Raw genomic sequence first — 22,295 nt, 5'->3', positions numbered from 1 at the left:
TTGATGGCAGAGAAGAAATCAAACAAAGAAGGGCAGTTGTGAAGGATCATAGAAACAACAATAGATCAGAAACGTACTGCCTGTAAAAATCGGTCAGCAAAGTTGGCTTGAGTATAAATGTCAGCGCCAAAACAATTTCGGCATACCGAGTAATCCATTGATAGCGACAGAAAATTCTTTAAATTGGGAAGTGATAACTGCCAACCAAAAACGAATTATTAAAGAAATAACGGGTAAGTATAATCCTACCCTGCTTGGTATTTTTGGCTCTTACGCACGAAATGAACAAATTCCTAAAAGCGATATAGATATCCTCATCGACTTTGATAAGACGGTCGATTTGCTTCAGTTAATTGGGTTAGAGCAAGAATTGTCTGAAGTTCTGGGGGTAAAAGTAGACCTTATTACTGTCAAATCCCTCAACGAGAAATTAAAACCATATATAGAACAAGATTTGATAAGAATCCTGTGATGGCCAAAAATTCACTCATTTATCTTGAGCATATCTTAGATGCCCTTGCAAAGGTTAAATCGTATACTACGGATCTAAATGAAGAACTATTTTTAAAGAACCCTTTGGTTCAGGATGCCGTGATTAGAAATTTTGAAGTAATTGGTGAGGCCACCAAGCAAATTGATTTGGGCATAAGGGCGAAATACCCTGATGTTGAATGGAAGAAAATTGCCGGGATGCGGGATAAATTAATTCATGATTATATTGGAGTAGATCTGAGGGCTGTTTGGGCTTTAGTTGAAAATTTGGTACCTGATCTGGAGAAAAAAATCAAAGAGATTGTGAAAATAGAGAAAGGATGAGAGAAAGAATACCAAACACTCAATTCCCATAGGCTGCCCAAATTTTACTTCAATGCTAATAAATAGCTGGTCAGATCAGCCAGGTCTTGCTCATTCAATCCCAAAGCCTGGCCGCTGGGCATAATACTGGTAGCCATAGGCTTTTTGGAGACCACCTCTTTCGAGTCAATAACAGTCTGCTTGCCTGCTACGTCTCTCAGCACGGTCGTTTCTCCTTCCGACACCAAAAATCCGAAATACGAATTGTCGTCTTTGGTTTTCACTTCCACCATCGTATAGCCGAAAGCCAGGGCTGCGCTGGGTTCCAAAATAGCATTGAGCAAGCCGCTTTGATCAAATTTTGACCCTATCTTACTCAAGTCGGGACCAACCTCCATGCCAGTACTTCCTACTTTGTGGCAGGTGGTACATTTCTGCACAAAAAGCTCCCTCCCTCTTGAAACAACTCCTCTTAATGCAGTTATCCGCTCATATGAAATTTCAGAAGTAGCTAATTCTTTGAAATATTTCCCGGCCATCGTTCTCACCGACTGGTCAGGGTTGCTGAATATTGTTTTGCCAGCCTCCACCATCAAAGGCGTTGTGAGTTTGGCGGCCGATGCAAGGGCAATGAGGATTTTTCCGCCTTCAGCATCTCCGGCAAGCAAGCGGACGGCCGCCTTTTTTTCGTCCAAAGTTTTTTCTTCAGTAAGAACTATTGCCTTCTGGTCAAGCATTGCCTGGCTTTGCGCAGGCAGTATTTCTTTCTCCAGTTCGTCCCAATTCACCAATGAAAACCAACTATTGGACTTTCGGAAATTGAGCAGCCATTCTGCCTGTTCAGCCACTTTCTTCGGCTGTGACCCCGCCAGATCAGCCATGAGATTGACCGCTTCAATAGTGTTGATGTAGCTCAATGCCACCAGTGCTTTCGATCTTTGATCATCAGCAAGCTCAGGTGCCAACGCCCTTTCAGCAAAGGCAGTTGCCGCCACATCAGGATGCAACCTCCAGGCTATATTAGCAAAATCAGGCGACCAGTTGGCTGCGACTGGATTTTGACTCTCAAGCAAGGTCATGTACAAGTCGGCTTCTTTGCCAAGCGCTCCAATACCCAATGCCTCCAAATAATAGGCATCCATTCCGTCGTATCGACTTGCAAGCGGCACCAGAATTTCCTGAGCCTTATCCCATGGCATGTCTCGCATAGGAATGGCCACCTCTCTCAAAACTGCGGCAGAAGGGTCATCGAGGGCAACCTTTGCGTAGGACATGGCTTTGCTTTCATCTTTCTTCAGTGCTCTGTAGGCTGCCACACGAATCTGTGGGGATGGATGCGTGGCCAAAATATTCTCAACCTCACCCACGCCCTGGTCACCCAATTGGGTCATCAGCCAAACAGCCCTCGCTTGAATGAATGGGTTACTGTCGCTAAGAAGTTGCTTCACTTCCGGCAATACCGATTCGCCCTGCTCCACTAGTTTGACAAATCCCTGATTTCGCACATTGATGGCTGGGCTTTTCAATACTTCAATTTGGCCAGCGGTAGTGGTCAAATCATACACTGGCTTGGTAAGTTTTTTTCCCTTGGGGGCTATCCGGTAAATTCTGCCATAGCCTTTTTCGTCTGTCATCTGATGACCTCCAACAATGCGGTCATACCAATCAGCAACATAAATGGCTCCGTCGGTACCTATTGCCACATCGCTGGGGCGGAATAGCTTTGTTTCGTCAGGCCCTACGTCATTCCACACGTAATCTTCGGTTGAGGTGCCGATGGAAGAGATCAGATCTTTTCTGTCGAAAGCATAGCCCGCACCTGCTGGCTTGGGCTGGTATGCGAAAACTTCGTTCCTGCCTGCATCAGCACTCAGGAACATGCCCCGGAACGTGTCTCCAAACGCATCGCCTTCGTACATCACCACGCCAGTTGGCGCACCTGCTCCTGTCCGGTCACCCACGGGAAGGACTCCAGGGTCTTCCTGATGCCAGTGGGCTGTAAAAATCTCCTGGTCTGGTCTTCGGTCTGCTTTCCATGTCCGGCTGCCGTCGGCGCTGAAGTAGCCGGCATTACTGCCCTCCATCACCCAGCTTACCCTGCAGGCCACTACCTCATCATCGTTGTCGTTCTGCCACATATTGCCATAAGAATCGACCGCCAACTCGTAGGAGTTTCTGAAATTATGGGCCAGTACCTCCAGCCCTTTGCCGTCGGGGCCAATTCGCAGCGCCAAACCGCCTACCCACACCTTGCCGTCGTCACTTACCTGAGCTGGCTTATTTTCTTTGTTGTAGGGTGTGCCTCCTGTGTAGATGCTGCCCGACCGAAGCGCCCAACCAGTCTTGTCGGTCACATGGTGAGGTCCGGCATTCCCGGTATTGAAATACCAACTACCATCCGGGCCAGCGACAACGGAATGCAGGCTGTGATCGTGGTCCAATCCACCAAAGCCTGTAAGAAAGATTTCCTTTTTATCTGGCTTGTCGTCGCCATCCTCATCTGTATACACAATGATGTTGGGTGCGCAGGAAACAATCACTTTGTTACCTATCACAGCAATGCCTAGCGGAGCCACCAGGTCTTTGTCCTGCACAAAAACCTTGGTTTTATCAGCCTTCCCGTCGTCGTCGGTGTCCTCAAGGATAACCACCCTGTCGCCCTCTTCAAAGTGAAGGTGCGATTCCGGGTCATTATTGAAGTTTCTATAGTTCACCGCCTCTGTCACCCAAATACGACCTCTGGCGTCAACATCCATATTGGTGGGATTATAAAACTGCGGCGATTCTGCCCACAAGGTAGACTCCCAGCCTTCTGGCAGGAATAGCTGTCCATCAAATTTGGTTTCGAAAGTGAGGGGCGTGTAGGGCTCTTCCGCTTTACGGGTATCGGTGCAGGAAAAGAAAATGACCGAAAGGACGGCTGGAAGCAGTTTGTAGGTGTTCATCGCCAAAAGTGTTGAAACATAAGATAGATCGCTTTCTTACTAAATAAAAGTGCCAGCAGAGCGAAAGCATTTTTTTTGAACAGGAAAGTTCACTTTGAGGCACTTGGTTCTCCAATTTAGGCGAACGTCTGCCATTTTATTTTTACCTTACTCCGAATGTTGAAAACGGTGATTTTTGATATGGCATCATCAGAGGGTGATTTTTGGGCTTCACAGCGCTGGAAAATAGTGAAGGTCGCAGGGCTGCTGATGGTATTTGCGGTGCTCCTCAGGCTCATACAGGATTACCTTCATGCTTATATAAATGACTACCACTTTTACTTCTCGGAGTCCATCCTTCATAAAGGCTTTTGGTTCGTTTTCTTTCCGGTCTCCGTTCTACAAGGCTACGTTATCGGAAAATTTTCTAACAGATTTTCCAGAAAGGTCAAATTAGCTTTTCTCGCAGTCCTGACCATCCTGGCCACCCTGGTACACCTTGTGTCTTTTGCATTCATCATCTCAACAGCATATTCCATTTTCCTGAATCATTCTTATTCGTTTATCAACCTGCTCAAATATTCATTTTCTGAGGATACCTACCTGTGCCTTCTCATCTATGGCATTTCAACGCTGGTGTTCAGTCGCCTGGATGGAGAGAAGCCAAAAGTGCCATCGGAAAATCGCTATTTATCCGTTGTGATGGTAGGCAGTGGCGCAAAAACAACAGCAGTAAATGTGAATGATATTTTTTACATCAGCAGCGCAAGCCCCTACATCGCACTACACACAGCCACACGGAAGTTTCTTCATTCCGAAACGCTAAAAGCGCTTGGTGACCAGCTCAATCCGGGGCAATTTGTCCGAATTCACAAGTCCACCATTGTCAATATAAAAGAAGTTGAGTCTTACCAATCACGCCTGAATGGTGATTACGATATCACGCTGAAGAATGGTGAGGTAGTACGAATGAGTAGAAATTACTCGACATCGTTCAAGAGTCAATTCAAATAGTCCACGGGTTGAATCAAAAAGTCATCAGGTTAACGTATTCAGGTTTGTTTCCCGGAAAAGGCACATGAAATTGTGGCTATGAAAAATAAAACTTTTTGCCAGGTACTAATAGCGACAACCCTCACAATGGGGTTGTTCAGCTGCCAGGGTCAGCCCAACGTTAGCGGTCAGAAACAAATTGCTAAAAAAGCCATTGTAGGAGGTGGGTGCGACGGGTGCGAGCTTATGTTCGTTGGTATGCCAGCATCCATCGACGCATCCGACACCAGTGCTGGCTGGTTCGAGGAAGGGCAAAAGCTGCTCGTCACCGGCAAAGTCTTTAAAGTTGATGGCATCACTCCTGCTGCCGGGGTTGTTATCTACTATTGGCAAACGGACAATCAAGGTTTTTACGCTCCGGTTGAGGACATGCCCGCAGAAGCAAGGAGACATGGACGTATCCGGGGCTGGGTGAAGACAGACGAGGCCGGCAGGTATTCGATCTACACTGTGCGGCCCGCCCCCTATCCGGAGAGAGACGAGCCAGCCCACATCCACACCTCGATCAAGGAGCCTGCAATCGGCGACGAATATTATATTGATGCATTTGTTTTCGACGATGATCCATTGCTAACAGGTGCCAAAAGAAAGGAAATGGAAAACAGGGGCGGGAGTGGCGTGCTCCGGGTGCTACTTGACAAAGACCTACAGGTTGCTGAACATAATATTATTCTTGGTCGCAATATTCCCAACTACCCAACCAATGAGCAGCCAGCGGAAGCGTCCGGGCTGATGATCGGTGAAGACAGCCCCTCGTTTACACCTTTTCATGCCTGGGGGCCTGACAAGGGAACCAGGACGTGCCCCGTTTGTAAGTATGGACGTTATCATGGCATTCTGTACTTCGTGGGCAACAAGCCTGATTGGGATGATATAAGAAAGTGGCTGACCTTTCTGGAGCAGGAAAGTGTGGAACGAGGCAAGTATTTAAAGGTCTATTTCGTGTATGGAAACGAAGCAGCCTACAGCAAAGAAGCAAGGCAAAAGGAATTGGAGAGTATCGGAAGAGAACTTAATTTGAAAAATATCGCTGTTACATTCGTTCCCTCGCTGACCGACAAGGCTACTGAAGTAAACCTTAACAGCATCAACCCGAACGTAGCAAACACATTCATTGTTTACAGACAGCGAGCTATCCAGGCCAAGTTTGTCGGCCTTGAAGCATCGGCTGAAAACTTCAGCCTTATCTCAACAACTCTTGACAAAACAAAAGGTGAGTATTTCGACTTGCCCGAACCAGCGCACAATTAGTCGTTGAGTATGCAGTAACAAAAAATCCTCTGCCAATGATGGCAGAGGATTTTTGATGCTTACAAACACCGAGAACCTGCTTCAAAAAGCTGGTTCTCCGGAAACAAACTTACGTTCTAAACTCCTTTTGTGAGGAGGTGAATCCGATAAAGCTACGGAGCTTACTTACTTGGATAAGACACCATCACTACCTCATTCAAATTCGGTTCCTCAGTGACTTTAATATCGAGATCACCTACTACTCTCTCCTCCCCTTCAGGGTGAGCCAGCTTAAAGCTGATCGGCAAAATCATTCTTGTCTTCACCGCTCGTCCTCCATGTCTTCCAGCGTTCCATTTCGGCGAACCAGCTATCACCGTTTCAGACTCCAGATCGCAACCTGCCCCTATGCCCTTGATGGTTTGGATGTTGGATATCGACCCGTCCTCTTCGACAACGAACTGCACGAAAACCCTCCCTTCAACTCCCAACCGCCTTGCTTGTTGCGGATATCTAAGTTCTCTGGCAACATAGGTGTAAAAAGCTTGCATCCCACCGGGAGGGGATGGCATTTCGTCGACCTTGACAAAGACATCTTCTCCACCGGAATGCGAAACGGCCGCAGCCTGAATATTGATTTGGTCTTCTTCTATGCCAGGAAGTTCACAGCTCACTACCCCGAAGACCATGACCATGGCCATTACCGGTAGCACAAATTTACCCCAGTACACATTGTTGTTTTTGTTTGTAAGCATACGTAATCGTTTTAGTGTTTGCGATTGATTGAAATGGCTGCCTAGCTCCAACCCATACTGGTTGAGTACCTGCCTGGCCAAAAGTTTTTGATAAGCCTCTATGTCCCTGCCCTCGGTAGCCTTGTCGTCAGCTTCAAACTCATGAGTCATTACAAGTGCATGCTTGATAGCATAAACTATTGGATTGAACCACATGATAGCGTGAGCTATTTCGATGAAAAGAATATCCCCCGAATGCTTCCTGCGGATATGTGCCAGCTCATGCTTCAATATTTGCTGTTGTTCCCTTTCTCCAAGTTCCTGGGTATCGTCCCAAAACAGGTAATGCATAAAGCTAAAGGTGGGCAGCTTGCCCTTGGTTCTGACCAAAACATAGTCGTGATGTGTTTCCTTCTCGGCTGAGGTGATCAGCTTCGCCACTGAAATTACTTTCAACACCAACTTGGCAACGAAAAAAACGATACCAACAGCATAAACAACTTCCAGCCACGAAACGCCACTGTAATAGTTAGCATAAGGATCCACAACCATTTCCGGAAGTGTAATCACAGCCGTTACTTCCCTGCTCAAAGCCCATGGCAAATCCACCTTGACCAATGGGAAAATAACAGAGAAAAGTACAGAGGACAGCAGGTAGTACCTATTGAAAGCATAGCACGACTCGTTGCGCAGCACCAGGTAGTAGATAGCATAGAAAACCAGGCTACAGGCTACCGATTGGAAAAGAAATAGGAGTAGGTTAGTCATCGTCTTTATCTTTAATGTCTTTTTCTACATACTTCATCAGCTCCTCCATGTCCTTTACATCCAGCTTGTTTTCATTGGCGAAGAAGGAGACGAGCTTCTGAAACGATCCGTTGAAATAATTGCCCATAAAGTTTTGAAGGAAGAAGCTCTTGTATTCATCCTTACCCACTTTGGGGAAATACTGGTGCGTTTTGCCAAATGCTTTGTAGCCAACAAAACCCTTCTTTACCAGTATCCTGATAATGGTAGACACCGTGTTGTAGGCAGGTTTAGGTTCGGGCATTTCTTCAAGCACTTCGTTCACAAACCCCTTGTCAAGCTTCCATAGGATTTGCATGATTTGTTCTTCGGCTTTGGTCAGTTCTTTCATAATGTTCTATACGTATATTCAAATGTAAAACGAATAGTTTAGTTTAACAACTAATAACTTAGTTTTTATTTTTATTGACTAATTCATCCGCTCAAAATAGCATTTCGTCGTTTCCGGGATTCAATGTTTGCTTGCGACTAAAATTTAATTCAAATTTACTAGTAACCACCTACTTAACTATCGTTTGAATGCTTTCAATTGCTTCTCTCATTAAAGAATCTAAAACCTACCTTGACAAACCCTACATCAAGGTGGCGTGGCATCCACAACTCAATTTAATCATTCATGACTGGAAAGGCTTTGCGACTTTCGAGGAGATTCTGGAGGTAGGTCAAAGGACACTTTCAGCAGTTCAAATGGAGCATGCCACAAAAGTGCTGTACGACACCAGGGACATGGAAGTGCTTGACGACAGGTCCAGGAACTACATAGCAGGAGAGTTTACAGTTAAAATGATACGGGCAGGCATCCACTACTCAGCCACCATTCTGCCGGAAGATCCCTTTGCACAATGCACCATTCAGGCCATTAAGGGCAGCATGGAAAGGCATTTGCCAGAAAGGGTGCGATACTTTAACGCTGTGAACAAGGCCCTGGATTGGGTAGTTTCTCAACAAGTTATCCCAAAATCCGGCGTTCGCCTGGTGCACCAGTAAATAATTTCGATTTTATTTCTCCCCTCTATTTCGTAGCCTAGCGTACTCAAAGCAAGGCTCATGCAAATACGTCTCCTTCTCATCTTTCTGGCTCTTCCACTGATTGCCTACCCGCAAGAAAAACAATTTCGTTTTCAAGGTCAGGGGCCAACACAAATCGTTGAAACTTCGTCAAAAGCTATCCATCTTCAGGAAAGAAAAGTTTGGCTATTTGAAGAGGAGGGGATTGGCTTCAGCAATGACTTTAGAGGGGCAAGGCTGAATAACGCAGTGCCCACTAACGGTTCAACTTTCCAACTGACCATTGAGGCAGAAAACTACCCGGTCAATCCGAGCCCCTGGTACGCCTTCAAAGTATGGAGCAGCACCGACAAGCAAGTCACGCTGTCGTTCAACTACCCGCAAGGCAGACACCGCTACTTTCCAGTGGTGAGCACTGATGGCAAAAGCTGGGCTAATCTTGATTCCGCCCGTTTCATAGCCAAGTCGGACACCACCATCGCCTTTTATAATTATCGACTGCTGCCGAAAGAAGCCAGTATGGTGCTTGACCTGACTGCTGGCGACACCGTGTGGGTGGCCGGGCAGGAAATGTGGACTTCCAAAGAGGTATATGCCTGGATGGACTCCGTGGGAGAGGTATACAAGCTAAAACCAAAGACAATAGGGAAAACCACGCTTGGCCGGGACCTGAAAATGATGCGGGTGTCGAAGGGGAAAGACAAAAAAGTGGTAGCGGTCATTAGTCGACAGCATCCGCCTGAGGTAACGGGTTTCTTTGCCATGAAGGCCTTTATTGAAAGGGTACTGAGGGATGATTCCCTTTCCAATGCATTTCGGAAACGATATGACGTACTGAACGTGCCGCTGATGAACCCCGATGGCGTGGATGAAGGCCACTGGCGGCACAGTGCTGGCGGTGTGGATCTCAATCGTGATTGGGAAGCACAAAACCAGCCGGAGGTAAAACAGGTGGCAGACTACTTCAAAGCGTACATGAAGAAAAGGAAGGGCACCATGGTATTTTTTATGGACTTCCACAGCACCTGGGACGATATCTATTACACCATCGACCCCAGTCTTCCGACCAACACACCTGGGCTTACTACCAACTGGTTGGCGGGTATTGAGGCTGGTATCCCAGGCTACTACGTCAATCACCGCCCGTCAAAAGTGGACAATGGCGTTGTGTCGAGAAATTTCTTTTACAGAACCTTCAATACAGACGGACTGGTCTTTGAGTTTGGCGACAATACCAGTCGTGCTTTCCTGAAGCTGAAAGGCACTGTTGCCGCCGAGGTATTGATGAGGTTGCTTCTTGAAGAAAAGGGTTAATCCTCAGGATAGGGAACAAAAACGAAACTGGTCAGCTTTTCGTCCACCACAAAAAGGCAGCAAAATTCATCAGGGTCTTTGTAGGCAGCTTTGAACTCGTCTATGCTTTCAATCAGCTTCCTGTTAACAAACTCATCAATATAGGTGGCGTAGTAATTCCATGACAAGTTTAAATCTTCTCTGGGGATCAGCAGTTGACCAATGGGAATTTCCACCTTGGCAATGGGGAAAATAGGAAATTCTGAAAACCCTTGTTTGCGTATCTGGTAAGAGGCTTCTTTAATGCTATCAGCTACCACCACGAAGTCTTTGGTGATGGTGCCAAGGTATTTGCCACTTAGTTCGGGATCGTTTTGCATTTTACCTGCTTTTCAAAATTATTTGACTAACCGCAAAAGTACGACATTCTTCAAAATGTATTTGCTGATTCAAAAGTCGCCTGTACTGTACCAACGGGCTTGAAAATAACGCAGGTCAATCGATGTTTTTAGCCAAGCAACTAAACCTATCATTTTTCTAACTTAATCCTATCACTTATGATAGGATTAGGCTATTTTAGTGATAGAAAAAAGCATCGTGATGAATCTTACTCCACGCCAACAGGAAATAATTGATATTATAGCTACCCAAGGGCGGCTATCTATATCAGCAATCAAAGAGCTGCTTGACAGGGAGCTAAGCATCCCTACACTCAACAGGGACATGGCAAAACTTGTTGAAGCCAACTACCTGAAAAAACTAGGCGCAGGACGAGCAATCACCTATGTTATTTCTCCCGATTATCAACTGTTTGCTCCAGTCGATACTTCTGACTATTTCGACCTTGATCCTGACAGAAGAGGAGCCAGGGTTTTCTTCAACCATGAACTTCTCCAATCATTAAGAGATGTTCGCCTATTTACTGACAAAGAGATGGCTGGTCTTCAAAAGTTAAGGGATGAATATAAACGTAATATCGCAAGCCTTTCGCCAACACTCTACCAAAAAGAGCTGGAACGACTAACTATTGAGCTTAGTTGGAAATCTTCCCAGATTGAAGGAAATACTTATACTTTGCTGGAAACGGAAAGGCTATTTAAGGAGAAAAAGGAGGCCGACAACAAGACCAAAGAAGAGGCCATCATGCTACTGAACCATAAGGAGGTTATTACATACCTGATGGAGCATAAAAACCTTGCCCAGGCCCTTACTTTACGCACACTGGAAGAAATTCATTCACTACTTATCAAAGATTTGAATGTTGGTCGCAATATTCGTTCCCGTGCTGTAGGGATTACCGGAACAGCTTATAGCCCTTTAGATAATGAATACCAGATCAGGGAAAATCTCGAACTGATGTGTGGCCTGATCAATAGCAAGGACAATGGCTTTGAAAAAGCGCTTCTTGCTGTAGTGCTGATTTCATATATACAGCCTTTTGAAGATGGAAACAAGCGCACGGGCCGGATGATTAGCAACGCCCTGCTCATCGCAGATGATGCTTGCCCTTTGTCTTACCGTAGTGTTGACTCGCTGGATTACAAAAAGGCAATGCTACTCTTCTATGAGCAAAATAATCTGACGGCTTTTAAAACCATATTTATAGAGCAAAATGAATTTGGGGTCAAAAATTATTTCCGTTAGAAAGCTCGACGCCTGATGGAAATTCATTTTAGTCTCTCAACCTCAATAAACAAACATTCTCCACATGATGCGTATGCGGAAACATGTCTACCGGCTGCACTTCAACGACTTTATACCTTTCTGCCAATAGCTGGATATCCCGTGCCTGGGTGGCAGGATTACAGCTTACATACACAATCCTTTCGGCTCCTGAGTGGTACAACGCATCAGTGACGTCGGTGTGCATTCCAGCCCTTGGTGGGTCGGTAATAATCACCTGGGGGCGGCCATGTTTTTCCATAAATTGCTCCGTCAACAGGTCTTTGATGTCGCCAGCCTGAAAATGCACATTCTCCAGGTTATTCAATTTCGCATTGATCCAGGCATCCTCAATGGCGGGCTCCACATACTCCAACCCTACTACTTTTGCGGCACTTCTTGCTGCAAATTGCGCCAGTGTGCCTGTGCCAGTATAAAGGTCATACACCAACTCGTGCTCCTTAATGTTGGCCATATCAATAGCCACTTTATAAAGCCGTTCGGCCTGCTTGCTGTTAGTTTGATAAAATGACTTTGGCCCCACCTTAAAATGCAAGCCGTCCATTTCTTCCATGATGTGATCTTGTCCATGAAAAAGCTCCACTTCCAGGTCCTGGAAGGTATCGTTGCCCTTGCTGTTAATCACATACATAAGCGAGGTGATCTGCGGAAATGCCTCCTTGATCTTACCGAGCAGGTTATCCAGGTCTTCGTTCTTGTAGGCCACTTGCAGAATGACCATTAGCTGCCCGGTGCTGGCGGTGCGAATGATCAGGTTGCGCAGCCAGCCTTCGTGGGTAAGGATATCGTAGAAAGGATAACCCGCCTTCATGGTTTCTTCCCTCACAAATGTCCTGATGGCGTTGCTGGGATCTCCCTGCAGGTAGCAGGTTTCGACATCCACAATTCTATCGAAGCGCTTGGGCACGTGAAAGCCCAGAGCGTTTTTCTCTAAATCGGCACCTGATTGAATTTCTTCGTCAGTCAACCAGCGGTGGTTGGAGAAGGTAAACTCCAGCTTGTTGCGATAGTACTGCGTGTCGGGAGAGCCAAGAATAGGATTGATTTCGGGCAAAGGTACTTTGGCTATTCTTTCCAGATTGTCCTTTACCTGCTGCCATTTGAATTTGAGCTGCTCGTCATAGGGCAGGCTCTGCCATTTGCAGCCTCCGCACGTGCCAAAGTGGGAGCAGAAAGGCTCAACTCTTTTAGGAGAAAGTGTATGGAATTTAATAGTTCTGGCTTCCATGAAGCCCTTTTTCTTACGAAAAACAAGCAAATCGACAACGTCGCCGGGCACTACCTGCTCCACAAATATTACCTGCCCTTCATGCCTGGCAATGCATTTGCCTTCTGAAGCTACTGCCTCAATCGTGATGTTTTCCAGTATTATGTTCTTGCCTCTGCCCATAGGGCCGCAAAATTACGCTTTGCCCAAAAGGAAAACTAAGGATGTAACGAAAATTGACAGCTTTACCTTGGCCCGGCGGGAAGATTGTTCTTCAGGTAGTTAGTCAGAATTTCTCTGACATGCCTGCTGGTATTTATCCCTTCGTAAATCCCGTGTGACCGGTTGGGGTAGCTCATCATAGAGAAAATCTTGTTGTACTTTATCAGCTCATTCACCAGCACCTCGGTGTTTTGATAATGCACGTTGTCATCGCCGGTGCCATGCATCACCAGCAGGTTGCCCTTCAGGTTTTTGGCAAAATTAACCGGCGAACCTTTCTCATAGCTCTCCGGCATCAGCTGAGGCACGCCTGAGTAGCGCTCCTGATAAATATTGTCGTAAAGACGTTGATCCGCCACTGGAGCCACCGACATGCCTGTGTGATAAAGATCCGGGTAGCGAAACATCATATTGAGTGTCATGGAGCCACCACCGCTCCAACCCCAAATGCCTATTCTGTCTCCATCTACAAACGAATATGTCTCCTTGATTTTGCGGAGCGCTGCCGCCTGGTCTTCAGAAGAAAGTACGCCGATCTGGCCGTACACACACTTACGCCATTCTCTTCCTTTCGGGCCAGGCGTACCCCTGTTATCGACGCTCATGATGATGTAGCCCTGCTGAGCCAACATCAAATGCCACAAATAGCCGCTGCCACCCCATGCGTCACGCACGGTTTGACCAGCAGGCTCGCCATACACATGAAAAAGTAAGGGGTACTTTTTAGACGGATCAAAACCCACCGGCTTGATCATGTAGGCATCCATGGTAACTCCATTGTCGCCAGTTACCTGGAAGAACTCAGTTTTGTTTTTGCTCAGTGCCTCCACTTTGGCTGTGAGTACTTTATTAGTCACAAATGTTTTGATGACCTTATGATCGGGTAACGACACCAGGTCCATAATGGGAGGCACACCTTCGCTAGAATATGAATGCTGGGCATACTTGCCATTGGGAGCAACCTCATAACTGTGAGTACCTGGTTGATCAGCAGGTGACAACCTTTCGGCCTTGCCCTTTCCACTGAGCCTCATTCTGTAAAGGTAATTTTGAGTCGCATTGTCGGGCGAAGCCATGAAATAGAGCCAGCCTCCCTTTTCATCGATCTGCTCTATATTGATCATATCGAAATCTGCTGGTGAAATAAGCTTCTCCTCTGATCCCGTAATCAAATAAGCAGACCGCCAACCGCTTTTTTCACTCACCCAGGTAATAGACTTCCCTTTGTTCATTAACTGAAAGTCGTCAACGGCATCGAGCCAGGCTGGGTCTTTTTCTTCATACACTTTCTCTACCCTGCCATCGGCCACAAAGCACTTAAGCACCTGGTTGTGGTTTTGCTGACGGTTTAGCTGCTGCACCAGCAATGATTTTGAGTCTACGTTCCAAATCATGCGAGGCACGTAGTTATTAGTGGGGTCGCCGGCAATGTTCATCCATTGGGTTGGCCCACCTGCTGCACTCACCACCCCAATCTTTGCTTCCGAAGGCTTCTCACCTGCCTTTGGATATTCCACTGGAATGGTATAAGAATATATTGAGTCCGTATTGTTGATCATTAGGAAGTTGCGGATGTTTCTGGCATCAATTCGCCAGTATGCTATCTGGCTTCCGTCGGGGCTCCACTGAAAGCCATCACGGCAGCCGAACTCCTCTTCGTACACCCAGTCAAACGTTCCGTTGATAATGCGGTCAGTGCCGTCGGTAGTAAGAGCAGTAATTTTGCCATCCGCCAGCGATTCCACATACACATTGTGCTCTCTCACATAACCCACTTTGCTGCCATCGGGAGAGAATTTGGCGAACATCAGAGTAGAAGGCTTCGCATCTTTCCCCCCAAGCTGAGTCAATTTTTTGGTAGCAAGATCAAGCACCCAGTAATCACCTTTGGTATTGAGCCTCCACACCCTGGCAGAATTGGTGTAGATAAGCAGTTTGCTTTTGTCGTCAGACCAGGTATAGTCTTCCACTTCGAGTGGCTGCTGACTTCCGGCAGGCACCAAATCAGATGCTTTTACGAGCACAGACCTTTCGCCAGTCGCCGTGTTGTTTTTGACTATCTCATATCCTCCGGGCACAGCTTCCGACTGCTCCAATGTGGTATAAGCGTTTCCTTCCTCAAACCAGGTAAGCTGCCCAAACCACTCGCCTCTGAATTCATTAGAACTAAATATCCTTTCGAGGTTGAGCGTCCTAGCGTCCTGGGCTTTCGCAGCAAACCCGATAATCAGGAGCATTGACTGGAAAAGCGCACCAACTAATTTCTTCATGGCAATTCGATTTAATGACTCCAAAAGTAGGAATATTCGACCAACAGCAAATGCCAATGATGTAACAATAGCATCTCAATCTTTTAATTTAGATTTAACTAAATTAAATATTAGCTATAGCTAAACAAAATAACACGTTGCTCGTAAATACTTTAAAAAGTTCAAACAAAATGAAGGCAATGAAGAATCTTTCCCGTAACACCGTACTTCTAATGGTGGGCTACATCGTTCTCAAATGGACAATCATCATCAGTGCGGGCACGTACTTGTATTCGTCCGAAAACTGGAGAAATGAGTACTTTCTCGTCTTCCCCCTGCTGGCAGTAATCGCTATTGGTATCAAAAACAGAAAGCGTTTGTTTGGCAAAAAGAAGGCAGTGGCAGAGAGCGACCAGGGTCGATAGTTACTGTTTAACACAGAGGGGGCGAAAAGCTTTCTTCAACTATTGGTCATTATTTGTGGTCTTTCATATAATTTTAGGTACAGGGGATTCGAAGAGTAGATTGTTTAGCAACTGATGATTAGACGTTACCGCACAGTAAAACTCGCAATAGTTCTTTTTACACTTCTTTGGTGGCTATGTGGTGGGTCGTCATTAGCCAACCACATCGTCGGCGGCGAGTTGGAGTTGGTTCACGTGCAGGGCTTCAGGTACAACCTCAATCTGATCCAGTACTTTGACCAGGCACAAAGTGCTAATCCAGGGCCCGAGCCAGGACTGCTGGCTTATATCTACAGAAAGTCGGACAACGCTTTCATGAGAAGAGACACACTCTTCCTCACTGACCGAGCCACCGTACCCTACACCAATATCGAGTGTTCGCTGGATGAACTGAAAACCCTTCGGGCGTTTTATACGAGAGAAATAGAGCTGTTGCCGGAAAACTTCAGCGATCCTGAAGGGTATTATGTTGTGTGGGAAAGGTGTTGCAGAAATGCCGGAATTGTCAACATCGTTAATTCAATTGGGGCTGGGCAAACTTACTACCTTGAGTTCCCACCTGTGGTGAAAAATGGCCAACCTTTCGTTAATTCATCGCCATCTTTGTTTCCGCCATTGAGCGATTACGCATGCGTTAACCAATTATATTACACGGATTTTGCTGGTGTTGACCTGGATGGGGACTCATTAGCCTACACACTTGTGACTCCCTTGAACAGCTCTGCCTTACAGGCGTTGCCGATCCCCCAGCCAGCCCCGCATCCAGAGGTGATATGGTCCCAGGGCATAGACCTGGCCAATGCGATACCCGGCAATCCATCATTAAGCATCACCAACAAGGGATTCATTACTGTAAAGCCGGAGAAAATTGGCTTATATGTATTCTCAGTTTTGTGTCAGGAGTTTAGAAAAGGGGTGAAAATCGGCGAGGTGAGAAGGGATTTTCAGATGCTGGTGGTGGATGGGTGCAACCCGGAGCCCCCGCCAAACCTTAAAGTCCGTGTGCCTGGCTCCCTAAGTTTCAATTCCGTGATAAGAGACACCCTGGTATTCCGGGCGGGCGACAACAAATGTTTTGACATACAGGTGACTGACCCTGTTGGGGATAAAAATATCAAAATGAGAGCTGTTGGGGTAAACTTTGAAGGTCAGGTAGAAGGCATATTCACCCTTAAAGAAGGCTATCTGGCTACTGCTGACGACATTTTCAACCTGCAGGTGTGCTTGTCAAAATGTCCTTACGTTAGTGAGGGCCCTTATTTAATCGATATCATTGCGGCTGACGATGCCTGTCCACTGCCACAAATGGACACAGTCAGGCTGGCAGTGATTATGGAGCCACCACCCAACCAGGCCCCCCGCTACGTCAACCAGACAAGCAAAATGATCAACCTGACACTTGATGAGGGAATTAGCTACAGCCTGCCATTGGAGGGGATTGACCTGGATGACGAAACGATGGTGCTTGACATTGTGGCAAGTGATTTTGACCCCGAAGAGTGGGGCATGCAAGTCGCTATTGGTAAAGATGAAGCAGGGTCGATTGAGGCAGTATTTGAATGGGAAACTGGCTGCGGAAGCTTTCCCTTCGGGGTGAAAAATCAGTTTGATTTCACACTTCGGCTGTCGGACAATGACTTCTGCATGGACAACTCCCGGGATGAAATCCGCATGTCACTCACTGTGAATTTACCTATTAACAATCCTCCCAAACTCTCAACTACGCTGGGCTCTTACGACCTACAGATTCCTGTCGGCACCAACTTATCCTTTCCCGTGACTGCTACCGACGCAGATGGCGATGTGATCGACCTGATAGCAGTTCCCGTGAACTTCAGCTTCGAGGATTACCTGATCAACTTCACCCCCGTGTCCGGGCCTGGCGAAGTTAGTAGTACATTCAGTTGGAACCTGGGCTGCGACCTGGTTGACACGGAGGTGCAGGACTACTTTGAATTGAATTTTGTTGCTGCAGATAATGACTTTTGCCTGCAAACGGAAACTGATGTCATTAGCCTCAAGATCAATGTGTTTCAGGAAACCAATGAATCGCCAGTGATTACAGTCGCTGGAATTGAAAACGACAGGGTCACCATCAACAGCCTGGAGTCTATTGAACTGGAGGTAACCTCCACAGACCCTGATAATGATTTTCTTTCCATCGACCTGCTCGATGGTGTGCCTTTGCCACCATCAGAAACATTCGAATTCAACCGTGTGGAAGGGCAGGGCCAGGCAAAAGGTTTCCTCCGCTGGGCACCGGAGTGCTTTCTCTTTGATGAAGCCAGGGAGGTTTCCTACAAGGTTTCCTTCCTCTCCTGGGATACCAGGTGCCCCAACCCAAAATTTGACACTTTGTCGATTTTTATCGACCTGATTGACCGTGAAAGTCCCAGCGAATTTCTCCCAGCCAATATCTTCACCCCGAATGGTGATGGTATTAACGACACTTATTCAATTCCTGACCTTCCGGTTGACAACTGCGATGACCAGTTTCAATTTTTTAAAGTGATGACCAGAGAAGGCACCAACGTGTATACGACGAGGCAAAGGGATTTTGTCTGGAACGGCGACAAGCTGCCCAGCGGCGTCTACTATTACATGGTCAAGTATTCGCAGCGATCCTTCAATGGTGTGCTGTCTATCGAACGCTGACTAGAAACCCAGCCCGCCTTTGAAACCGATAGCCTGGTGTTCTCTGCCAATAAAAGAAGTGTAGAAATCTACCCTGAGAATTTTTAAAATATGTTCAAGGCCGATGCCGATTTCAACGTAGTTGTCGACCGTGCCGGCACGCAGGTAATTGACCGAGCCTACTGCTTGTAGTTTAGTTTTACGAAGAAGGGGAAGTTTATTGACAATGAAGCCGTCAAAGTGATGTTCATACTGGCCCATAAAGTAGGGCTTCAGCGAGCTGTATAGATAGTAATCAAGGAGTTGGAAGTTGCCAGGTTCAAACCTGGCATAGAGCGTTGCGTTACCGTTGAATTGCCTGTAGTCCATGAAGTAGGCTACTTTTTTGCCGGGGAAAAAGCCCGATTCGAGCGTCAGCCTTCCCATGCCAAACAAGCCTTGCGAAATTTCATCGCTGATTTTGGCTGACACCCTGTCGTAGTCGACATCCGATCCCAGCAATCCATTCAGACCCTTCACGTAATTGAAAGTGAAAGATGGCCATTTGTTGACCAACAATACTTTTTGATCGGGTCGTGAAATATATCGCTGGCCCGGGTGATAAATGATAGACAAATCGACAATGGCTGCCTCATGCGTGGGGAAGCTCGTATCGGCCAGTTCCAAATTTTTAGGAGCGTTCGGGGTAAAAATACGATTCTCTTCCTTCAGAATGGAAAGGAATGAGGTGTTGTACAGCTGTACCCTCTTTTCCCAACTAAACCGGCCGGTAAACAAAACGCCATTCCACAACTCTGTGCGGTATCTCGTGCTTACATAGGTCTTTTCAAATAGCTTTATCAGGTTCCTGCCACCTACCAATGTCTCGGCGGTATTTACATATGAAACTATCGGATCGGCCTGATTGAATTGATAGACAAACTGTCCAAAATCCACCTGAGCGCTGGAAAATTTCTTTGGATCATAATAGTAGGTCGCTCCCAGTCGCCCGTAGAGCTTTCCTGAGCTAAATCCGTACCTGACGGCCGGAGTGATTCGGTAAAATTTGTTGTTCTCATAGTATCTGGTATAGTTCACATCCAGATTGGTTACCACGCCTTCAACTGTGTTGTACTGAATAGCTTTGATTAGCGGATCAAATGAAAGGAAATCTCGCTTGTAGCTTCTGTTGTATCTGTAACCTGAAACAAAAAGTTTGACAAGATTAAGATTGTTTCTTTTGTCATCCATAGAGTCTTTAAATGGCTTTGACTCTTTTATCACCAGCAAGCTGTCCTTGATTTTATAGTCCTTCTTTTCGTAGTCGTTGAGGGGTATGGGCCTTATTTTCTCCCAGTACACATCCTCCCGTTTATTGGCATCCTCCTCTATCACCAGCACCTCCTTACCAAAACTCTTTTTTGGCTTAGGAAACAGCTTTACATCATTTTTTGGGAGCGTATCAACCTGTTCGACTGTTGGGCCGGTCAATTTATTTACAGCGTCGAGCTTGTACCGTGGCTCTATCTTATAATTGGAGTACACACCAACAAAATATCCGTTGCCATGAAAACCGAATGCCCCTATTCTAAAGTCAAATCTTTGAGACAGCATCATCCAGATACCCTGATCCAAAGGTGCGTACTGCTGACGGATGCGAAGACTGTCTACAAATTCGATCTGTTTCTTCTGTGGTAGCACAAGGTCAATGCTATGAATGCTCCAACTGTCTTCCACGATATAAATAAACCCACTAAAAACTGGGTCATTTGCCCTCTTCGGTATTACCTCAATCTTATTGATGAGATAATCTCCCTCCTGAAAAGCGCCACGAAGTTTATAGTCATAAAAGAAAAAAGCATTGCTGGCAATGGGTGAAACAAAGCCTCTTTCGGTAAGGCCCTCCATTCCGAGCAGGTTGTTGTAGAAGTTGACATACATTTCGGAGGCCATATTGAAGCTGAAGGCCTTACTTTGCCCACTGACCCTCGAGGAGATCATGCGCTCACTGTACTTGTCCGGATAGATGTAAGACAGATCGGACACGGACTCCGACAAATAAACGATACCGGTGTCCAGAGGCACTGTGTAGCCCAGCACGCTGTTGGGTATGTCGTCGAGGTGCTGATTGCCTTTGATATAAACCCTGCATGAAAATGCGTTGACCTCAGTCAAATGATATTTCCTTTTCCTGATAGCCTCCCTTATTACAGCATATGCCGGGTCTCTGTCCTTTGAGTTGACCACCACCTCCCTCAGCTGATAAGCTTCCGGAAGAAGCTGCACATTCAACATGTAGGTCTTCCCGGGAATGACAACAACCTCCTGGATCTGGCGTTTGTAGCCCACATACTGGAAAACGATGTCGTAGGGGCCAGGCGCCAGAGAAAGCTCGTAGTCTCCATCCTGATTAGTAGAAACCCCGGTAGAAGTGCCTCCTACATAAATGGTGGTAAAAGGCAGTGGCTCACCTTTCTCGTCGATCACAATTCCCTTGATGCTTTGGGCATACGATGCCCCGCCAATCAGAAGACTGACTCCAACAATAAGGAATGCCAGAAAGCTAAATTTTGTCAAACGCTTGTTTTAGGTCAGCTATAAGATAATCAGTTTCTTCCAGGCCGACATAGAAACGAATCATGTTCAACGGTGTTGTGGCGTTCTTGTAATTCATTGACGTGACCATGGCAACGGCCGGAAATATCAATGACTCGTGCCCACCCCATGAACATGCAAGGTAGAAAGTCTTCAAGGAGTCGCAAAAGCGAATAATCTCATCAGGATTTTCCGTTTTCAGTTGAATCGTAAACTGCCCGGTTCCTTGTTTCATTTGCTTTTTGGCCAACTCATATTGCGGGTGACTGGGGTGGAAGGGATAGTATATTTTGCCTACTTTTTCGTGTGAGGCAAGAAAATCAATGATGGTGGCAGTTGATTTTTCCGTCCTTTCCATGCGGATAGGCAAAGTGCGAAGGCCACGCAGCATGAGCCAGGCATTCATGGGTGAAATAATCCCTCCAAGTGTCATGAACTCTGACTTGAATATCTTGGTGGTCATTTCCTTAGTAGCACAAAGTACGCCGGCCACCAGGTCGCTGTGTCCATTGAGGTATTTGGATGCTGAGTGGGTGACGATATCAACGCCCATCTCGGCGGGGTTCATATTGATGGGAGAAGCGTAGCTGTTGTCGATAATGGTCAGCAGCCCGTGCTTCTTGGCTATTTTCACCACTGCCTCAATGTCTTGCAATTCGAATGTCCAGGAATTGGGGCTTTCGAGATAAAGAATTTTCGTGGAGGGCCTGATAGCCCTCTCGTAATTTTTGGGGTCGGTGCCATCTACCATGGTAGCGGTTACACCAAAGCGGGGAAGCAACTGGTTGAGTAATTTGTTTGTCCAGCTGTAAGGCTTTTCGACGCACACCACGTGGTCGCCCTGACTCAGGTTAGCCATCACTGCAGCTCCAATGGCAGCACTTCCGCTGGCAAAGATGAGTGCATCTTCCGTCTTTTCCAGCGCCGCAATTTTCTTTTGTAAAATAGCCGTAGTCGGATTTACCCCACGGGTGTAGAATGGGATTTCGTGTTCAAACTCCAGGCTTTCCTGCATGTCTTTGATGTTGTCGAAACAAAAGTTGGACGACATCATGATGGGTGGCGACACGGAACGGTAATAGTTTTCTCTGTCTTCGCCTAGTTCGTTGATGATATATGATAAATCCATGGAGCTTAATTTTGGGCTGAAGATAGGAAAAGGAGGTGGGGTTGGAAAGGGGAAATTAGTGTAGCGAAAATAAAGGCCATCGTAAGCTCTCATCCTTCGCCAATACTGCAAATCTCAAGCCCCAAAGAACCCGGCGGCGGTTTCCATTGTTCATATGGCAAACTTCCCGCTTGTTGGTTATAATTAACATTAACTTAAATTATTTACCTTAATGATGCATAAAACCAACACAAAATGCTTTTTCATTTAAGGAATAGGTACGTATATTTGTTGTGCATAAACGACATTA

General features: G+C 46.4%; 17 protein-coding genes. 9 read left to right on the top strand and 8 right to left on the bottom strand.

Annotated elements, in window-relative coordinates:
- The first annotated feature begins 157 nt into the window (after positions 1–157).
- Positions 158–472, top strand: coding sequence for a nucleotidyltransferase family protein (locus ACMVP2_RS15260; protein ID WP_339786610.1), 315 nt, complete (start codon positions 158–160; stop codon positions 470–472).
- On the top strand, positions 472–816 hold the full coding sequence (locus ACMVP2_RS15255; RefSeq protein ID WP_416864143.1) for a DUF86 domain-containing protein: 345 nt from the start codon (positions 472–474) through the stop codon (positions 814–816). The genes ACMVP2_RS15260 and ACMVP2_RS15255 overlap by 1 nt, the downstream gene beginning before the upstream one ends.
- A gap of 44 nt (positions 817–860) precedes the next feature.
- On the opposite strand, the gene ACMVP2_RS15250 is transcribed toward ACMVP2_RS15255, so the two are convergent.
- Positions 861–3,740, bottom strand: a complete 2,880-nt coding sequence (locus ACMVP2_RS15250; protein WP_416864142.1) for a PVC-type heme-binding CxxCH protein — start codon at positions 3,738–3,740, stop codon at positions 861–863.
- A 180-nt stretch (positions 3,741–3,920) separates the two neighbouring features.
- Here ACMVP2_RS15250 and ACMVP2_RS15245 point away from each other — a divergent pair, with 180 nt between their 5' ends.
- The gene (locus tag ACMVP2_RS15245) at positions 3,921–4,733 is read left to right on the top strand and encodes a LytTR family DNA-binding domain-containing protein (RefSeq protein WP_339815046.1); all 813 of its coding nucleotides are present in this window, start codon (positions 3,921–3,923) and stop codon (positions 4,731–4,733) included.
- Between the two features lie 78 nt (positions 4,734–4,811).
- Entirely contained in the window at positions 4,812–6,023 is a 1,212-nt protein-coding gene (locus ACMVP2_RS15240) for an intradiol ring-cleavage dioxygenase (RefSeq protein WP_416864141.1), read from the top strand.
- Positions 6,024–6,184: 161 nt separating this feature from the next.
- Here ACMVP2_RS15240 and ACMVP2_RS15235 read toward each other — a convergent pair whose 3' ends face one another.
- Both ACMVP2_RS15235 and ACMVP2_RS15230 read right to left on the bottom strand, forming a co-directional pair.
- Entirely contained in the window at positions 6,185–7,504 is a 1,320-nt protein-coding gene (locus ACMVP2_RS15235) for a TonB family protein (RefSeq protein ID WP_416864140.1), read from the bottom strand.
- Positions 7,497–7,874 (bottom strand): BlaI/MecI/CopY family transcriptional regulator, encoded by a 378-nt coding sequence (locus ACMVP2_RS15230; protein WP_416864139.1) that lies wholly within the window; start codon positions 7,872–7,874, stop codon positions 7,497–7,499. The genes ACMVP2_RS15235 and ACMVP2_RS15230 overlap by 8 nt, the downstream gene beginning before the upstream one ends.
- A gap of 188 nt (positions 7,875–8,062) precedes the next feature.
- Between ACMVP2_RS15230 and ACMVP2_RS15225 the strand changes: the two genes are divergently transcribed.
- Together ACMVP2_RS15225 and ACMVP2_RS15220 are read left to right on the top strand one after the other, a co-directional pair.
- Positions 8,063–8,530, top strand: coding sequence for a hypothetical protein (locus tag ACMVP2_RS15225; RefSeq protein ID WP_317489770.1), 468 nt, complete (start codon positions 8,063–8,065; stop codon positions 8,528–8,530).
- Positions 8,531–8,590: 60 nt separating this feature from the next.
- The gene (locus ACMVP2_RS15220) at positions 8,591–9,865 is read left to right on the top strand and encodes a M14 family metallopeptidase (RefSeq protein WP_416864138.1); all 1,275 of its coding nucleotides are present in this window, start codon (positions 8,591–8,593) and stop codon (positions 9,863–9,865) included.
- Here the strand turns inward: ACMVP2_RS15220 and ACMVP2_RS15215 are convergent.
- Complete coding sequence (locus ACMVP2_RS15215) at positions 9,862–10,224, bottom strand: hypothetical protein (RefSeq protein WP_339786635.1); 363 nt, start codon at positions 10,222–10,224, stop codon at positions 9,862–9,864. The genes ACMVP2_RS15220 and ACMVP2_RS15215 overlap by 4 nt on opposite strands.
- 220 nt (positions 10,225–10,444) lie before the next feature.
- Between ACMVP2_RS15215 and ACMVP2_RS15210 the strand changes: the two genes are divergently transcribed.
- Positions 10,445–11,488 carry a Fic family protein gene (locus ACMVP2_RS15210; protein WP_416864137.1) on the top strand — a complete coding sequence of 348 codons (1,044 nt, stop codon included), beginning with the start codon at positions 10,445–10,447 and terminating at the stop codon, positions 11,486–11,488.
- A 28-nt stretch (positions 11,489–11,516) separates the two neighbouring features.
- Here ACMVP2_RS15210 and rlmD read toward each other — a convergent pair whose 3' ends face one another.
- Entirely contained in the window at positions 11,517–12,917 is a 1,401-nt protein-coding gene (gene rlmD, locus ACMVP2_RS15205) for a 23S rRNA (uracil(1939)-C(5))-methyltransferase RlmD (RefSeq protein WP_416864136.1), read from the bottom strand.
- 62 nt (positions 12,918–12,979) lie between these two features.
- Positions 12,980–15,226: a DPP IV N-terminal domain-containing protein gene (locus ACMVP2_RS15200; protein WP_416864135.1), complete on the bottom strand. Its 2,247-nt coding sequence runs from the start codon at positions 15,224–15,226 to the stop codon at positions 12,980–12,982.
- Between the two features lie 179 nt (positions 15,227–15,405).
- Between ACMVP2_RS15200 and ACMVP2_RS15195 the strand changes: the two genes are divergently transcribed.
- On the top strand, positions 15,406–15,630 hold the full coding sequence (locus ACMVP2_RS15195; RefSeq protein ID WP_416864134.1) for a hypothetical protein: 225 nt from the start codon (positions 15,406–15,408) through the stop codon (positions 15,628–15,630).
- 114 nt (positions 15,631–15,744) lie between these two features.
- A complete protein-coding gene (locus ACMVP2_RS15190; protein ID WP_416864133.1) occupies positions 15,745–18,324 on the top strand; it encodes a gliding motility-associated C-terminal domain-containing protein in 2,580 nt (859 codons plus the stop codon).
- Here ACMVP2_RS15190 and ACMVP2_RS15185 read toward each other — a convergent pair whose 3' ends face one another.
- Both ACMVP2_RS15185 and ACMVP2_RS15180 read right to left on the bottom strand, forming a co-directional pair.
- Positions 18,325–20,859: a DUF5686 and carboxypeptidase regulatory-like domain-containing protein gene (locus tag ACMVP2_RS15185; protein ID WP_416864132.1), complete on the bottom strand. Its 2,535-nt coding sequence runs from the start codon at positions 20,857–20,859 to the stop codon at positions 18,325–18,327.
- The gene (locus ACMVP2_RS15180) at positions 20,846–22,006 is read right to left on the bottom strand and encodes a trans-sulfuration enzyme family protein (protein WP_416864131.1); all 1,161 of its coding nucleotides are present in this window, start codon (positions 22,004–22,006) and stop codon (positions 20,846–20,848) included. Before ACMVP2_RS15180 ends, ACMVP2_RS15185 begins: the two co-directional genes overlap by 14 nt.
- Positions 22,007–22,295: the final 289 nt, after the last annotated feature.

It is taken from the genome of Imperialibacter sp. (assembly GCF_048007035.1).
GTDB lineage: Bacteria > Bacteroidota > Bacteroidia > Cytophagales > Cyclobacteriaceae > Imperialibacter.
This window is presented reverse-complemented; position numbering and strand designations above follow the sequence as displayed.

Excerpts from the sequence above, each read along its gene's own strand:
- ACMVP2_RS15255 (WP_416864143.1), top strand. The coding sequence starts at position 472 with ATGGCCAAAAATTCACTCATTTATCTTGAGCATATCTTAGATGCCCTT.
- ACMVP2_RS15250 (WP_416864142.1), bottom strand. The coding sequence starts at position 3,740 with ATGAACACCTACAAACTGCTTCCAGCCGTCCTTTCGGTCATTTTCTTT.
- ACMVP2_RS15245 (WP_339815046.1), top strand. The coding sequence starts at position 3,921 with ATGGCATCATCAGAGGGTGATTTTTGGGCTTCACAGCGCTGGAAAATA.
- ACMVP2_RS15240 (WP_416864141.1), top strand. The coding sequence starts at position 4,812 with ATGAAAAATAAAACTTTTTGCCAGGTACTAATAGCGACAACCCTCACA.
- ACMVP2_RS15235 (WP_416864140.1), bottom strand. The coding sequence starts at position 7,504 with ATGACTAACCTACTCCTATTTCTTTTCCAATCGGTAGCCTGTAGCCTG.
- ACMVP2_RS15230 (WP_416864139.1), bottom strand. The coding sequence starts at position 7,874 with ATGAAAGAACTGACCAAAGCCGAAGAACAAATCATGCAAATCCTATGG.
- ACMVP2_RS15225 (WP_317489770.1), top strand. The coding sequence starts at position 8,063 with ATGCTTTCAATTGCTTCTCTCATTAAAGAATCTAAAACCTACCTTGAC.
- ACMVP2_RS15220 (WP_416864138.1), top strand. The coding sequence starts at position 8,591 with ATGCAAATACGTCTCCTTCTCATCTTTCTGGCTCTTCCACTGATTGCC.
- ACMVP2_RS15215 (WP_339786635.1), bottom strand. The coding sequence starts at position 10,224 with ATGCAAAACGATCCCGAACTAAGTGGCAAATACCTTGGCACCATCACC.
- ACMVP2_RS15210 (WP_416864137.1), top strand. The coding sequence starts at position 10,445 with ATGAATCTTACTCCACGCCAACAGGAAATAATTGATATTATAGCTACC.
- rlmD (WP_416864136.1), bottom strand. The coding sequence starts at position 12,917 with ATGGGCAGAGGCAAGAACATAATACTGGAAAACATCACGATTGAGGCA.
- ACMVP2_RS15200 (WP_416864135.1), bottom strand. The coding sequence starts at position 15,226 with ATGAAGAAATTAGTTGGTGCGCTTTTCCAGTCAATGCTCCTGATTATC.
- ACMVP2_RS15195 (WP_416864134.1), top strand. The coding sequence starts at position 15,406 with ATGAAGAATCTTTCCCGTAACACCGTACTTCTAATGGTGGGCTACATC.
- ACMVP2_RS15190 (WP_416864133.1), top strand. The coding sequence starts at position 15,745 with ATGATTAGACGTTACCGCACAGTAAAACTCGCAATAGTTCTTTTTACA.
- ACMVP2_RS15180 (WP_416864131.1), bottom strand. The coding sequence starts at position 22,006 with ATGGATTTATCATATATCATCAACGAACTAGGCGAAGACAGAGAAAAC.